Annotated in this window: 10 protein-coding genes; 6 read left to right on the forward strand and 4 right to left on the reverse strand. The window is 60.2% G+C overall.

Features of this window, described 5'->3' with window-relative positions; translation table 11 throughout:
- Nucleotides 1–183 precede the first annotated feature (183 nt).
- The gene (dacB, locus tag QRN38_RS05610; protein WP_010206370.1) at nt 184–1,650 is read left to right on the forward strand and encodes a D-alanyl-D-alanine carboxypeptidase/D-alanyl-D-alanine endopeptidase; all 1,467 of its coding nucleotides are present in this window, start codon (nt 184–186) and stop codon (nt 1,648–1,650) included.
- Between the two features lie 43 nt (nt 1,651–1,693).
- Here dacB and QRN38_RS05615 read toward each other — a convergent pair whose 3' ends face one another.
- Together QRN38_RS05615 and rlmKL are read right to left on the reverse strand one after the other, a co-directional pair.
- Nucleotides 1,694–4,081 carry a sensor domain-containing diguanylate cyclase gene (locus QRN38_RS05615; protein ID WP_054090913.1) on the reverse strand — a complete coding sequence of 796 codons (2,388 nt, stop codon included), beginning with the start codon at nt 4,079–4,081 and terminating at the stop codon, nt 1,694–1,696.
- Between the two features lie 146 nt (nt 4,082–4,227).
- On the reverse strand, nt 4,228–6,480 hold the full coding sequence (gene rlmKL / locus QRN38_RS05620; RefSeq protein ID WP_017709633.1) for a bifunctional 23S rRNA (guanine(2069)-N(7))-methyltransferase RlmK/23S rRNA (guanine(2445)-N(2))-methyltransferase RlmL: 2,253 nt from the start codon (nt 6,478–6,480) through the stop codon (nt 4,228–4,230).
- Nucleotides 6,481–7,101: 621 nt separating this feature from the next.
- On the opposite strand from rlmKL, the gene rmf reads away from it, so the two are divergent.
- Nucleotides 7,102–7,317, forward strand: a complete 216-nt coding sequence (gene rmf / locus QRN38_RS05625) for a ribosome modulation factor (protein ID WP_002553055.1) — start codon at nt 7,102–7,104, stop codon at nt 7,315–7,317.
- A 145-nt stretch (nt 7,318–7,462) separates the two neighbouring features.
- On the opposite strand, the gene QRN38_RS05630 is transcribed toward rmf, so the two are convergent.
- Nucleotides 7,463–8,494, reverse strand: coding sequence for a quinone-dependent dihydroorotate dehydrogenase (locus QRN38_RS05630; RefSeq protein ID WP_005617422.1), 1,032 nt, complete (start codon nt 8,492–8,494; stop codon nt 7,463–7,465).
- 244 nt (nt 8,495–8,738) lie between these two features.
- Here QRN38_RS05630 and QRN38_RS05635 point away from each other — a divergent pair, with 244 nt between their 5' ends.
- Together QRN38_RS05635 and QRN38_RS05640 are read left to right on the forward strand one after the other, a co-directional pair.
- Nucleotides 8,739–9,950, forward strand: coding sequence for a CmpA/NrtA family ABC transporter substrate-binding protein (locus QRN38_RS05635; protein WP_007244702.1), 1,212 nt, complete (start codon nt 8,739–8,741; stop codon nt 9,948–9,950).
- 14 nt (nt 9,951–9,964) lie between these two features.
- The gene (locus tag QRN38_RS05640) at nt 9,965–10,540 is read left to right on the forward strand and encodes an ANTAR domain-containing response regulator (RefSeq protein WP_005765699.1); all 576 of its coding nucleotides are present in this window, start codon (nt 9,965–9,967) and stop codon (nt 10,538–10,540) included.
- Between the two features lie 57 nt (nt 10,541–10,597).
- Here QRN38_RS05640 and QRN38_RS05645 read toward each other — a convergent pair whose 3' ends face one another.
- Nucleotides 10,598–11,845, reverse strand: coding sequence for a glycoside hydrolase family 68 protein (locus tag QRN38_RS05645; RefSeq protein ID WP_054090910.1), 1,248 nt, complete (start codon nt 11,843–11,845; stop codon nt 10,598–10,600).
- 975 nt (nt 11,846–12,820) lie between these two features.
- Here QRN38_RS05645 and QRN38_RS05650 point away from each other — a divergent pair.
- Both QRN38_RS05650 and QRN38_RS05655 read left to right on the forward strand, forming a co-directional pair.
- Nucleotides 12,821–14,032 (forward strand): nitrate/nitrite transporter, encoded by a 1,212-nt coding sequence (locus QRN38_RS05650; RefSeq protein ID WP_044393155.1) that lies wholly within the window; start codon nt 12,821–12,823, stop codon nt 14,030–14,032.
- A 7-nt stretch (nt 14,033–14,039) separates the two neighbouring features.
- On the forward strand, nt 14,040–15,701 hold the full coding sequence (locus tag QRN38_RS05655) for a bifunctional protein-serine/threonine kinase/phosphatase (RefSeq protein ID WP_054090909.1): 1,662 nt from the start codon (nt 14,040–14,042) through the stop codon (nt 15,699–15,701).
- The last annotated feature ends 56 nt before the right edge of the window (nt 15,702–15,757 follow it).

Genomic DNA, 15,757 nt, shown 5'->3' on the forward strand with positions numbered 1-15,757 from the left:
CCCCACGTCACAAGCCTGCCCCGCTTGGGGCATAATGCGGCTCGTTTCATGCGTGGCATTCGGTGTTACAAAAAAATCGCCGCGCATTCACTACTATAGTTGCCGATATCGACGAAAAAGTTACCGAGGGAATTCATCCATGCCCTCTTTTTTATCCCCCTCTTTGCAGTAGGGTTTTATTCAATGATCAAATCGCTCCGTCCATTGTTGCTCGCCTCGATGCTTCTGCCACTGGCTCTGCCCTCCTACGCCGCCGTCATCAACACCACGCTGCCCCCAAAGGTTCAGCAGGCCCTGAAAGCCAGCAAGCTTGGCGATGATGCGCTCTCGCTGGTCATGTTGCCGCTCAATGGTCCCGGCACACCCACCGTGTTCAACGCCGATGTGTCGGTGAACCCGGCGTCGACCATGAAGCTCATCACCACCTACGCCGCGCTGGAAATGCTCGGCCCGACCCATCAGTGGAAAACCGAATTCTTCACCGACGGCACCCTGAGCAACGGCGTGCTGCGCGGCAACCTTTACCTCAAGGGGGGCGGCGACCCCAAGCTGAACATGGAAAAGCTCTGGCTGCTGATGCGTGACCTGCGCGCCAATGGCGTGCAGCAGGTGACCGGCGACCTGGTGCTGGACCGCAGCCATTTCGTGCAGCCGCAATTGCCTGAGTTCAATGACGACGGCAACGATGAAAACAAGCCGTTTCTGGTCAAACCCGACGCATTGATGGTCAACCTCAAGGCGTTGCGCTTTGTGACGCGCAACGATGACGGCAGAATCCTCGTGTCTGTGGAGCCGCCAATTGCCACCATTCGTGTCGATAACCAGGTCAAGGCCATTGCCTCGAAACAATGCACGGGCGATGTGCGTTACAACCCGGTGACTCAGGCTGACGGCAGCGTCAATGTGACCGTGACTGGCCAGTTGGGCAACGGCTGCAACTCCCAGACCTACCTGTCGCTGCTCGACCACCCGACCTACGCCGCAGGCGCGGTGCGGGCCATCTGGCAGGAACTGGGCGGCACCATTCTGGGCAAGGATCGCGTCGGCGTCGTGCCGACCAACACCAAGCTGCTGGCCAAGGCGTTCTCCCCGGACCTGGTCGAAGTCATTCGCGATATCAACAAATTCAGTAACAACACCATGGCCCAGCAGCTGTTCCTGAGCCTGGGCGAAGAATTCCGCAACGAAGCCGATGGTGACGACGGCAAGGCCGCGCAGCGGGTGATTCGCCAGTGGCTGGCGAAAAAAGGCATTACCGCGCCGCATCTGGTCATGGAGAACGGCTCGGGTCTTTCGCGTGCGGAGCGGGTCAGTGCCCGCGAGATGGCGATTATCCTGCAGGCCGCCTGGCGCAGCCCGTATGCCGCCGAATTCATGAGTTCGATGCCGCTGGCAGGGCTTGACGGCACCATGCGCAAACGCCTCAAGCGTACGCCGCTACTGGGCGAGGCCCACATCAAGACCGGCACCCTGAACACCGTTCGCGCGATTGCCGGTTTCAGCCGCGACAGCAATGGCAACACCTGGGCAGTCGTGGCGATCCTCAACGATCCGCGTCCGTTCGGGGCGTCTTCGATTCTGGATGAGGTGCTGATCGACCTGTATCGCCAGCCCAAGCTGGCCAACACCACGGTCTCGATCCAGCAGTAGCAGCCGCGGCAACCCGTTCACATATCGGGTTGCCGGCAGTTGCTCAGAGCTGCTCGGGCTCGACCCGATCCCGACCAGCCTGCTTGGCGGCGTACACGCCCGAATCGGCGCGCAGCAGCATCGTGTCGATCCCCTCGCCTGCGCGCCAGCTGGCAATCCCGAAGCTGGCCGTCACCACCTGATCAACGCCTTCGATCACCTGATTGCGCAGCCCTTCGCGCAAGCTCAAGGCCAATTGATAAGCCTGCCCGCCTCGGGTGCCTGGGCACACCACCATAAACTCTTCGCCACCCAGACGACAGAACACATCGTCGCTGCGCAGGCGCTGACTGATCTTTTCCGAAATAGCCTTGAGCACCTGATCGCCTGCGGCATGCCCGAAGCGATCATTGATGCGTTTGAAGTGGTCGATGTCGAGCATGATGATCGACAGGTTGCCCCCGTGCCGGTCGATTCTTTTCAGTTCGGCCTGCATGCGGTCCTGGAAATAGCGCCGGTTATAGGCACCGGTCAGCACGTCAGTCACCGACAGCGCTCGCAGTTCCTCTTCGACGCGCTTGAGGTCAGTGATATCGGACACAAAACCGTGCCACAGCACACTGCCGTCCGCCAGTTGCTCCGGCGTGGAAGCCGCGCTCAGCCAACGCGCGCCCTTGCGTGGCAGGTCGACACGGTACTCTTCGCTCCAGGGCGTCAGGTGCCTGGCGCTGGCAAGAATCGAGCTTCTGACCCGTATCAGATCCGCCGGCTGAATACGCCGCAGCACCGCCTCGGAGTCGCCCAGCAACTGCGCTTCTTGCACCTCGAAGAGTTCGCACATGCCCGCGCTGGCGTACCTGAAACGCGCACTGCCGTCCACAGCCAGGTGGTACTGATAAATACCGCCGGGCACCTGCGAACCCAGCTTCTTCAACAACTGCCCCTTCGCGGCAAGGGCTTCGTTGACGCGCTTGTGCTCGGTGACGTCGATGCACACGGCCAGATACCCGGTCCACAGTCCTTGGTCATCGCGCACGGCAGTGACCAGCATGTCCACCACCAGCGTGCTGCGGTCGCTGCGTTGCAGCGTCCACTCCTGCGACGGGTGAGTGCCGTCCTGTACGGCATCGAGAAACATAAGTTGCGAGGCGCTGATCGGCCGACCACGGTCTTTGCTCAGGGCGCTCGCGCGTGCCTCGAGTTCGGCGGACTGATAGAGGTCCATGAGCCGCAGATTGCCCACCACATCTTCTTCGGTGTACCCGAGCATTTTCTGGGCGCCGACATTGAAGGTGTTGATCAGCCCGTCCAGATCAGTCGCGATGATTGCCACTTCGGTCGCAGCATCGAGCACATTGCGCAGTTGCCCATGTGCGGCCCGCAACTGCTGCTCGCGCTGGCGCAGCTCACGGGTGCGTTGCGCCACACGCTGCAAGGCGCGCTGGCGCTGGCTGATCAGGCTGTACAACAAGGCACTGAGCATCAGGCTCAATAACCCGCCAAGCCACAGGACCCGGCCCGGCATGATGGTCTGATTGCTGAGGCTGAAAATTTCCGTAGGGCGAACCTCAACCAGATAATCCCTGTCGCCCAGGCTCAGCAGGCTGCTGGCATACAGTTGATTGTGCAGGCCGGCAATCGGCGACTGGTAAACCTGCTCGGGTTTTGCTGGCGAACTGAGGTCAAGCATGGTCACTGCGAGGTTGTCCTGCTCGGCGGTACCGACACTCATCAGTTGCGCCAGGCTGATGACCGCAGAGACATACCCTCTGAGCTCAGATGGCCGTTCAGAGGAGAACACCGGCGCGACCAGCAGGATCCCGTAAATGTCGGAAGGGTCCAGGGCCAGCAGACTGATGCGCGGCGTCGCGACAATGCGCTTGAGCAGCCGCGCACGTTCCAGCGCGCAATGGCGGATCGGCTCGGAGAACACATCGAAACCTGACGGTGCCGGAATTTTGCTGAGGGTCTGGATGAACCGCACCGGAAAATACTCATTCCGGACACCGGCCACTTTTAGTGCACCGTTCTCGTCCAGCTCGCGGATGGCGTACCCGGCGGCGCCTTCCTTACGCGCCTGCTCTTCAAACGCAGAACGCTCGGCCAGGGTCACTTTGGGGTTCCAGGCATACGCCTGGGTGCCGAGCAGCAACGGAGCGACGAAGCCGTTGAATTCCGACTGTTCTACCTGATGGGAAAAGACAAAGAAGCGGCCCAGTGTATCGAGCCGGGTGACCTGACGGTCCAGACGCTCCTGAAGACGGCTGAAGCGCTCCGCAGCCAACATGTCGAAGCGCTGACGCAGTTGCCGCTGATACAGCTCGTTGTCAGCGAGTGCCAACATGACGGTGAGCGCCGCGCCGACCAGAAATGCCAAAACCGCTACTGGCCACGCAGAGAGCTGGCCATTGATGAAGCTCAGCATTCTGAGCCTGAAACGTCTTGCTACCATAAACAGAAACTCATGACGCCAAGCTACTGAAGCGTCAGGCTGGCCATGAGTTCTGTTATAGCTACTCGCCAGTAATTTGCCTAGGGGACGATGAACAAACCTGTACAAATAGGCTACACATCAGTTCATCGCCCTGCGCTCCTTGCTCAGGCGCGCGCCGTGATTTTCCAGGCGCGGTGAATCTTGCCGTTGCGGGCGAAATCCGGGTCGATAGTCTGCGCGGTAATGTCCTCGACCGCATAGCGCTGGCCAAGGTTCTCATCGAGCACAAACTTGCGGAAGTTATTGGAAAAATACAGCACGCCACCCGGCGCCAGACGCGCCATCGCCAGGTCGATCAGCTCGACCTGATCGCGCTGCACGTCAAAAATACCTTCCATACGCTTGGAGTTGGAGAACGTCGGCGGGTCGATGAAGATCAGGTCGTACTCGTCGCGGTTGGCCTGTAGCCAAGCCATCACATCGCCCTGCTCCAGACGGTTCTTGTCGGAGAAACCATTGAGCGACAGGTTACGCCGTGCCCAGTCAAGGTACGTACGCGACAGGTCGACGCTGGTGGTGCTGCGCGCGCCGCCCTTGGCTGCATGCACACTGGCGGTCGCGGTGTAGGCGTACAGGTTGAGGAAGCGCTTGCCCGCGGCCTCGCGCTGAATGCGCATACGCATTGGCCGATGGTCGAGAAACAGGCCGGTGTCCAGGTAATCGGTCAGATTGACCAGCAGCTTGACGCCGCCTTCACTGACTTCCAGAAACTGCCCCTGCGCGCTCTGACGCTCGTACTGTTTGGTGCCGCTCTGACGCTCGCGACGCTTGATCACCACACGGCTCTTGTCGATGTTCAAGGCCTGAGGAATGGCGGCCAGTGCGTCGAACAATCGGGCCGAAGCCTTTTCCGGGTCGATGGACTTGGGCGCGGCGTATTCCTGAACGTGAACCCAGTCATGGTACAGGTCGATCGCCAGCGAATACTCGGGCATGTCGGCATCGTAGACGCGGTAGCAATCGATGCCTTCACGGCGTACCCATTTGCCCAGCAGCTTGAGGTTCTTTTGCAGGCGATTGGCAAACATCTGCCCGCCTTCGCTAAGACGCGCCTGCTCGACCACCACCGGCTCTGGCTTGATCGGGTTGCCGTTCTTGTTGAGCTTGCGCTCAACCACTTCGACTTCGACCGGGTTTTCGCGCTCGACCTGACGCTGTTCAGGCGTGCGACGCTCGCCCGTCACGAACTGGTCAGGCGTGACCTTGATCAGCAGCAGCTTGCACGGCAAGGCGCCGTTCCAGAACGAATATTGTTTGTGGCTGCGAATGCCCATGCGCTTGCCCAGATCAGGCGCACCCGTAAACACTGCGGCTTCCCAGTTCAGGCAGGCCTGACGCAGGCGCTCGCCGAGGTTCTGGTAGAGGTACAGCAGGCTGGCTTCATCACCCAGACGCTCGCCGTAAGGAGGGTTGCAGATTACCAGGCCTTTCTGGTTCTGGTCCGGGCGCGGCTCGAAGGTCGCCACTTCGCCCTGATAGACCTTGATCCAGTCGCTCAGCCCGGCACGCTCGATGTTGTTGCGGCCGGGCTGGATCAGACGCGGATCAGCCTCGTAACCACGAATCCACGACGGCGTTTTGGCCAGCCCCGCTTCGGCACGCGCCAGTGCTTCATCGTGCAGCTTGCGCCACAGCGTCGGAACGTGACCGAGCCAGGCCGAAAAACCCCAGCGCTCGCGTTTGATGTTCGGTGCGATGTCGGCGGCAATCATGCCAGCCTCGACCAGGAACGTACCCACACCGCACATCGGGTCAGCCAGTGCGCCACCTTCGGCAGCGATGCGCGGCCAGCCGGCTCTGATCAGAATGGCAGCGGCAAGGTTTTCCTTGAGCGGCGCAGCCCCCTGCTGCAGACGATAGCCGCGCTGGTGCAGGCTGTGCCCGGAAAGGTCCAGCGACAGAATCGCTTCACCACGATCCAGGCGCAGGTGAACGCGCAGGTCCGGGTTGATCTTGTCTACCGACGGGCGCTCGCCTTCGGGCGTACGCAGTTTGTCGACGATCGCGTCCTTGACCTTCAATGCACCAAAGTGGGTGTTGTCGATGCCCGAGCCGTGGCCGCTGAATTCCACCGCAATGGTGCCTTCCGGTTCGAGATGGTCATGCCACTCGACATCGAGCACGCCGTGGTACAGATCTTCGGCGTCCTTCATCGGGAAGCGCTTGAGTACCAGCAGCACGCGGTTGGCCAGACGCGACCAGAGACACAGCCGGTAAGCGGTCTCCATGTCGGCCGAGCCGCGAATGGCCGAGGTGTGCTCGCGGGTTTCTTGCAGACCCAGCGCCGTGGCTTCTTCGGCAAGCAGACCTTCGAGGCCTTTGGGGCAAGTAAGGAAAAGTTCGTAGCGATCCGACATGTGTCTTCCAGGGCCTGAGCCGTCAGCGGCGGGCAACGCATTGCCCGGCCAGATTTGAACAGGCGTCTTTCGTGGAGAACGCCTGGGTGGCACATGATGTGTGCCGGTCCACCGCATGATCCTGTCATGTCATTGCGGCAGTTATGGCGCGTATTAGAACAGATATCCGCCCGGACCATGTCGCCAATAAGCGGGCGATGGGTCGGCGATCAATGCGTGTCGAAAGCCATGAACGAAAAGTTGTGACTGAAAAGTCACATTTCATCGGCGCGCAGAGTGACCCTTCGTCGCCTTAACAGCCAAGGCATAGAGCCAGTATCTGAGCCTGATAAGCAATCTCAATCAACGCTCAAACCCCTATGTCAAAAGGGTTACGTCAGAAATCAGTCCTGAAACACTCGATTGCTTATTGCTCGACAGACCTGAATGTGACGTGCTTATGACAAAACGATCATTCACATCACCCTGCGCTTTGGTTAGAAATCAACTCAGGTCATTTCCGCAATGGTTATGGCATCAAGGCCCGCCACGCCGGCAGCGGGCCCCAACGGCAGAAGACTCTGCCCGACCCCACCACGGGGTCTCAGGGATATTACAGTCAACAGACGAGGGCATTACCCTATGAGAAGACTTAAGCGTGATCCGTTGGAAAGAGCTTTTTTACGCGGATATCAATACGGCGTTCATGGTAAATCCCGTGAGCTTTGCCCTTTTACTCTACCGTCAGTACGCCAGGCATGGATCAATGGCTGGCGCGAAGGACGCGGCGACAACTGGGACGGTATGACCGGCACTGCGGGCATCCACAGACTCAACGAACTTCACGCGGTCGGATGAGGCGATTCAAAGACTGAAAGACTGTCAGGCCTCGACGGGCCACTCACATGATTGACTGATTCACACCTGTACCATGCACGCCCGACCCGGGCGGCGGGCCAAAGCCCAGGGGCTCTCTCGAAGAGCCCCTTTTTTTGCCTGCGATTCAGCTCGCTGTGCGTGGCATCGCCGCGATGGCATCCACCGACTGGCGAATCAGCGCCGGGCCTTTATAGATGAAGCCCGAGTAGATCTGCACCAGGCTGGCGCCTGCGGCTATCTTCTCGGCTGCATGCCGGCCTTCGGTGATACCGCCAGCGGCAATGATAGGCATTCGGCCTGCCAGTTCGCCGGCCAGTACCTTGACGATGTGCGTGCTTTTCTCGCGAACCGGCGCGCCCGACAAACCACCCGCTTCGTCACCGTGCGGCAAGCCTTCGACACCCTGGCGGCTCAGTGTGGTGTTGGTGGCGATCACTGCGTCCATGCCCGACTCGATCAGGGCGGCGGCGACCAGCACGGTTTCTTCATCGGTCATGTCCGGGGCAATCTTGATCGCCAGCGGCACGCGCTTGCCGTGCCGCTGCGTAAGTTCCTGCTGGCGCAGGCTCAGAGCTTCAAGCAGTTGCTTGAGCGAATCGCCGAACTGCAGACTGCGCAGCCCCGGCGTATTCGGCGAGCTGACGTTGACGGTGACGTAGCTGGCGTGGGCATAGACCTTGTCCAGACAGATCAGGTAATCGTCCACCGCGCGCTCGACCGGCGTGTCGAAGTTCTTGCCGATATTGATGCCCAGAATGCCGCGATACTTTGCCGCTTCGACCCTCGACACCAGGTTATCGACACCCAGGTTGTTGAAGCCCATGCGGTTGATAATGGCTTCTGCGTTGGGCAGGCGGAAAATACGCGGCTTGGGGTTACCCGGCTGCGGACGGGGTGTCACAGTGCCGATCTCGACAAAGCCGAAACCCAGTTGCGCAAACCCGTCGATGGCGGCGCCGTTCTTGTCCAGGCCGGCGGCCAACCCTACCGGGTTAGGAAACTCAAGGCCCATGACGCTGACCGGCAACTTCGCCGCAGACTTGCTCAGCAAGCCGTTGAGGCCCAGCCGTCCACCGGCACCGATCAGGTCCAGCGAAAGGTCGTGCGAGGTTTCCGGGGAAAGTTTGAACAGTAACTGGCGGGCCAGGTTATACATGGCGGGATAGGCTCGTGAGCAGCTGAATTCAGGGTGGCGATTATAGACGTGTGTGGACGGCGCAGGCGAGGCACTCGATAAACTTCATGGCGTTGACGCTGGCATATGCCTTGCTTGAACCCGTTATCGGCACTCACTCCAACGACGGAGAGGTGCATGGACAACGGCGTCGTTTCGGCATTTGCACTGGCAAAGCGTCGAACGACGCCTTTTTTCTGGATGGACCTTTTATGAAGCACGCGCAATGAACGAACGAACCGGCAATGCACTGGACTGGGTGGCTGGCAGTGACGCCCCGGAAATGAACAGCCTGGACGTGGGCTTCATGGCACTGACCGACTGCGCCCCGCTGGTGGTCGCTGCCACCCAGGGGTTTGCCCAGCCTTACGGGCTGAGCCTGAACCTGAAACGCCAGACCTCCTGGGCCGGGCTGCGTGACAGGCTGGTCAGCGGGCAGCTTCAGGCGGCACATAGCCTGTATGGTTTGATCTATGCCGTGGAGCTGGGCATCAGCGGCGGCCCGGCGACCGACATGGCCATCCTCATGGGCCTCAACCAGAACGGCCAGTGCATCAACCTGTCCCGCGAGCTGCAGGATGCTGGCGTGATCACTCCTGAGGCACTGGACAAACGCGCGCACCAAAGCGGCTCAAAGCTGACCTTCGCCCAGACCTTTCCCACCGGCAACCACGCCATGTGGCTCTACTACTGGCTCGCCAGCCAGGGCATTCACCCGCTCGATGACGTTACCAGCGTGGTGGTGCCGCCCACACAAATGGCGCAGCACCTGCAGGCCGGGCGTATCGACGGGTTTTGTGTCGGTGAACCCTGGGGTGCCAGCGCGGTGCAGCAGCAACTGGGTTTCACCATGGCGACCAGCCAGGCGATCTGGCCTGACCACCCCGGCAAGGTGCTGGGCTGCACCCGCGAATTTGTCGAGCAGAACCCCAACACCGCCAGGGCGTTGATCATGGCTGTGCTCGAAGCCAGCCGTTTCATCGAACAAAGCGACCACAACCGGCGCAGCACCGCGCAACTGCTCAGCGGCGTGGATTACCTGGATGCCTCGCTGGACTGCATCGAACCGCGCCTGCTCGGCCAGTACAGCGACGGCCTGGGCAATCACTGGCAGGACCCGCATGCGGTGAGTTTTCACGACCAGGGTCAGGTCAACTACCCGTGGCTGTCGGACGGCATGTGGTTCATGACCCAGTTCCGGCGCTGGGGCCTGTTGCGCGAAGACCCGGATTACCTGGCCGTCGCCAGCCGCGTTCAGCAGCTGGACCTGTACCGTCAGGCCGCCAATGCACTGGGTATCGATGCCCCCAGCGCGACCCTGCGCAGTAGCCAGCTCATCGATGGCAAGGTCTGGGACGGCAGTGATCCCGCAGGCTATGCGCGAAGCTTCAAACTCCACTCGCTGGCCGATACCGCGCCTGCTGTTGCCAGTCGTTGACGGAGAACGTGACCATGCTGCGTATCCTGCTTATCAATGACACCGCCAGAAAAGTCGGACGCCTCAGGTCGGCGCTGACCGAGGCCGGGTTTGAAGTTATCGACGAATCCGGACTGATCATCGACCTGCCCGCCCGTGTCGAGGCCGTGCGCCCGGACGTCATCCTGATCGACACCGAATCGCCCGGCCGCGACGTGATGGAACAGGTGGTACTGGTTAGCCGCGACCAGCCGCGCCCTATCGTGATGTTTACCGACGAGCACGATCCGGGGGTGATGCGCCAGGCAATCAAGTCAGGGGTCAGCGCTTACATTGTCGAAGGCATTCAGGCGCAACGTCTGCAACCGATTCTCGATGTGGCCATGGCCCGCTTCGAGAGCGATCAGGCCTTGCGCGCCCAGTTGCATGCCCGCGATCAGCAACTGGCCGAGCGCAAGCGCATCGAGCTGGCCAAGGGGCTGTTGATGAAGATGAAGGACTGCAACGAGGAAGAGGCGTACACGCTGATGCGCCGACAGGCGATGAGCCGTCAGCAGAAACTGATACAGGTGGCGGAGCAGATCATTGCGATGAGCGAGTTACTGGGATAACCACGCAAGAACGCCTGCACGGGCAGGCGTTCTTTATGGGTCAGCGTCAGCAGTGTATTAGCTCAACGTAATATCCTTCATCGCCGGAATATAGCCATAGTCATACACCTCCTGCACGAACGAGCGGTCGCCTTTCAACAGGATCCGTACCGTCGGCGCCTCGGTGCCACCAATACGATAATCTTCGCCTGTGGTGGGCACGCTGTCGATGAACGACGTCACCAGACCGTTCGGCATCACACAGTGGGAATAGGTCTGAAACGGCTGCGCAGGCGGATTGCCGAGCACCAGACCCGAAGCGTTCATTGGCCGGTAAGGCCCGAACAGATGCTCGCCGACAAAACCGTACACGCCATCCGGCCCGGTTACACCATCGGCATAAGTGAACTTGTGGCTGATGGTAAACAAGTAATACTTGCCGTCCTGAAAGACATAATGCGGCCGCTCGGTCTGATCATTGACGCCCAATGCAGTGACCAGCGGCGGAAGTATTTCCCACTCTTCGCCACTGAGGTCTTTTGCAACCGCCAGACCAATACAGCCGACTTGAAACCTGGCACCGCCTATCTCTTCATGACCCGGTGGCACAGGGCCAAGTTCAGCGGCACCGACAGTATGTGAACCCCGCTCACCGGCCACATTACCTTCAAAGACCATGTACAACTTGCCATCATTGGGGTCGATGAATGGACTGGGATCGCGAAAGTTCCAGGTCGAGTTTTGCGCTTCGGTCTGATAGTAAGTTCCGTCGGCCTGGAAAAGAATCTTGACGTCGGTAAAGTCTTTCAATTCCACGCCTTTGTCTGACGTGACAATACGGCCGCGAACTTTGGCGATGGCCGCACCTGGCGTCACGCAGGTGTAATACAGGTCGATATCACCGTTGTCGTTCAACAGGATGGGCGTGCCTGCCCACTCGCGGGTGGTGGGCGATACGCCTTCGGCCATGACCCGGCCGCCGAAGATCCAGTCCTTGCCGGTGCGCGAATACCAGTAGCACATGCGTGCCCGGCCATGGCGGTCTTCCCAGTCGCGCTTGATGTCGTAGCGGCCATTGGCGCCCAGGTACTGCGGGTCGTCCGGGTGGCGGTCGGCTGTCAGGGTGATGATCACCGACCAGCCATTGACCGAGACAATAGTGCCGTCGAGCTGTCGCAACGGCATGGTGTCCCAGATGAATACCGTATCACTCATGACCGGAAAGTCCGGGCTGACCAGCGGCTGTGTGGTGGTCGGGTCATTTTCATTGACCTTCAGCGCATCGGCGCGGGACCAGACAGTAGGTGCGTAGTTGATGTTACTCATGATGAAGGTGTCCTTTATTGGCGCCTGTACAAGCCGCGCGGAGAGGAAACAAACCGGCATGCAGGTTGCATGACCAGAGTGTATTTAAAGCAGGCCTTTATTTATCAGGCATGGCGCATCAGCAACAGCGATGCTGATAAAAACAAGTGGATCGTCGGATTACTGTACTGCAGCAATCTTTCATTTAAATTGACAAGCAGCCTGAACGTGCCAGTTGCTTAATGGGAGAGTGAAATTACCATGATGAAATCAATGGCCCGTGTTGTTCACGGCAGGACGAATGCTGTCAGAGATCCTTCTGAAAGTAAATTAAATATTTGCCGACATCTGCACGACGATAAGTGCATATCTTATTTTAATAAATATTCACACGCGTTGATCACACCTATTAAGAGCGTCATACCAAGGCATCGAAACAACATCATTGCGACAGTACAAAACAGGTTGATTAGTGGCACCCGGAAAAATAATACATAAACAGTCAATCATCATAAAATATAAATAAATCATACTTTATCTGTTCATTATCGAACCGGCTGATCGTTGTCTCAGTCGCGACCATTGTTGCGCCGCTGCGCCTGAATGACGCGCAAGGGCCGGGGTTGCGGAGCGATCCAGGCACTCGCCCCCTTTTGCAGCGCCTTGGCTGCCCATCGCCCGATTCAAGGTCATTGGCCAACACGCCAAGGAGCACACCATCCGCTTGCAGCTTGCCGCTAACCGCTTGCAGCTCATCTGGCCCATCTCTTGCTTTAGCAATCCCACGGTAGCCAACGGCGGCTATCACCTTTACGACAAAGACGTCGCTTATCTTTTTCCGCTCACGTGGACAGAGAGGCGACGTTTTTGCGTTTTGGCCCCGGTGACGGGGCCGGTGGAGTCGCCGTCATTCGGAACACTCCACCACAGCGTCTGGAATACCCCGCGTCGCGCTCATGGCCCGACTGACTAACTAGCAGATGATGAGGTGTGCACATGGATACAAGCTTCTGGAAGGCCGGTCACAGACCGACCCTGTTCGCAGCCTTTCTGTATTTCGACCTGAGCTTCATGGTCTGGTACCTGCTTGGCCCGATGGCGGTACAAATCGCCACCGACCTGCACCTCACGACTCAACAGCGCGGCCTGATGGTGGCCACGCCGATTCTGGCCGGTGCCGTGCTGCGCTTTTTCATGGGTCTGCTGGCCGACCAGTTGTCCCCCAAGACAGCCGGCATCATCGGTCAGGTGATTGTGATCGGTGCCTTGTTCACTGCCTGGCAATTGGGTATTCACAGCTACGAGCAGGTCTTGCTGCTAGGCCTGTTCCTGGGCATGGCCGGCGCGTCGTTCGCCGTTGCGTTGCCGCTGGCCTCGCAGTGGTATCCGCCACAGCACCAGGGCAAGGCGATGGGTATTGCCGGTGCCGGCAACTCCGGCACCGTGCTGGCGGCATTGATCGCACCGGTGCTGGCGGCCAGTTTTGGCTGGGGCAATGTGTTCGGCCTGGCGCTGATCCCGCTGGTTCTGACGCTGATTGCCTTCACCCTGATGGCGCGCAACGCGCCGGAGCGCAGCAAACCCAAATCCATGGCGGATTACCTCAAGGCACTGGGCGACCGTGACAGCTGGTGGTTCATGTTTTTCTACAGCGTGACCTTCGGTGGCTTCATCGGTCTGGCCAGCGCCCTGCCCGGCTACTTCAACGACCAGTATGGCCTGAGCCCGATCACGGCCGGTTACTACACCGCAGCCTGTGTGTTCGGCGGCAGCCTGATGCGCCCGCTCGGTGGCGCGCTGGCCGACCGCTTTGGCGGGATCCGCACCCTGACGGTGATGTACACGGTAGCTGCTGTCGGTATCGCGGCAGTGGGCTTCAACCTGCCGAGTTCGTGGGCAGCACTGGCGCTGTTCGTTGCAGCGATGCTTGGCCTGGGTGCCGGTAACGGTGCAGTCTTCCAACTGGTGCCGCAGCGGTTCCGCAAGGAAATCGGCGTGATGACCGGCCTGATCGGGATGGCTGGCGGTATCGGCGGCTTCCTGCTGGCAGCCGGTCTGGGCGCCATCAAGCAAAATACCGGTGATTACCAGTTGGGCCTGTGGCTGTTCGCAGGTCTGGCGGTACTGGCCTGGTTCGGCCTGTTGAACGTCAAGCGTCGCTGGAGAACCACCTGGGGTTCGGCGGCCGTGACCGCGGCGCGGGTCTGAGCCGCCGATGACGCTGCAATTGCGCTTTGCCGAATTCAGCGCCAGCGGTCCGCGAGCGGAGAACCAGGACGCCCTGCGCATGGTCACTCCGGCCCCGGCACTGGCGGCCAGCAAGGGCTATCTGTTTGCCCTTGCCGACGGCGTCAGCCAGTGTGCCGATGGCGCGCTGGCCGCGCAGTCGACGCTGCAGGCGCTGGCACTCGACTATTACTCGACGCCGGAAACCTGGGGCGTGGCGCAGTCGCTTGATCGCCTGTTGCTGGCGCAGAACCGCTGGCTGCTGGCCAACGGCCTGCTGACCACCCTCAGCGCTCTGGTGCTGCGCGGCAGGCGCTTCACCCTCGCCCATGTCGGCGACTGCCGGGCTTATCGCTGGCAGGCCGGCACGCTCAAACGCATCAGCGAGGACCACGTCTGGGAACAGGCCGATATGCAGCATGTGCTCAAGCGCGCGCTGGGCCTGGATCAATACGTGGTCATGGATTATCTCGACGGCGAGCTGTGCGAAGGCGAGCGTCTGTTGCTGGTCAGCGACGGAATATGGGCAACCCTCGGCGACGCCAGCATCCGCTCGATTCTGACCGAGCAGGACGACCTCGACTCAGCGGTGAAAACCCTGGTCAGCGCGGCGCATCTGGCTGGCAGTCAGGACAATGCCAGCGCCCTGCTGATTCAGGTCGACAGCCTGGGCACAGACGATCTGGGCGACACGTTGCTGCAATTGCAGCAGTGGCCGCTGCCGCCAGCACTCAAGGTCGGTCAGACCTTTGAAGGCTGGAACGTCGGCGACATCGTGGCGCAATCGCGGCAGTCGATTCTCTATCGGGTAAAGGACGCCCACGGCCAGCCTTGGCTGCTGAAGACCCTGCCGGCCAGTCGTCATGACGAAGCCGGTGCCGGGCAAGGGCTGTTGCTCGAAGAGTGGTTTCTGCGCCGGGTCGCCGGGCGGTTTTTCCCCGAGGTTCATTCGCTTGCGCAGCGTCAGCACCTGTATTACGTGATGCGCGAATACCCCGGAAGTACGCTGGCTGAGGTCTTCAGACGCAACGGGCCGTTGCCACTGGTGCAATGGCAGGACCTGGCGACTCGTGTGTTACGGGCCACCGGGCTGTTGCATCGACGCAATATCATTCACCGCGACATCAAACCGGAAAACCTTCTGCTGGGTAACGACGGCGAGCTGCGCCTGCTGGATTTCGGCCTGGCGTTCTGCCCGGGCCTGTCAGCCACCAATGCCGAGGACCTGCCCGGTACGCCGAGCTACATTGCTCCGGAAGCCTTCAACGGTGCAGAAGCGCACCCCAGGCAGGACTTGTATGCCGTTGGTGTGACGCTGTATTACCTGTTGACCGGTCATTACCCCTACGGCGAAATCGAAGCCTTTCAACATCGCCGCTTTGGCACGCCGATTCCCGCCAGCCGCTATCGACCCGACCTGCCGCAATGGCTGAGCCAGAGCCTGGACAAGGCCTTGCAGGCCGACCCGGATCAGCGTTACGAAACCTCGGAACAATGGCTGCTGGAACTGGAGCAGGCCGAGCATCGCCCACTGGTTGCGCGCCCGCGCCCGTTGCTGGAACGCGAACCGCTGAAAGTCTGGCGCACGCTGGCGCTGGTCTCGTTGCTGTGCAATCTGCTGGCGGTCATCTGGTTCATGGGGCGCCACTGATTCAGCCGCGCCCGCCCCGCTTCTGTGCAGCACGCCTCAAGCCAGTGCAGAAATAA

Origin of the sequence: Pseudomonas sp. CFBP2511, from assembly GCF_030209255.1 — a bacterium.
GTDB lineage: Bacteria > Pseudomonadota > Gammaproteobacteria > Pseudomonadales > Pseudomonadaceae > Aquipseudomonas > Aquipseudomonas avellanae.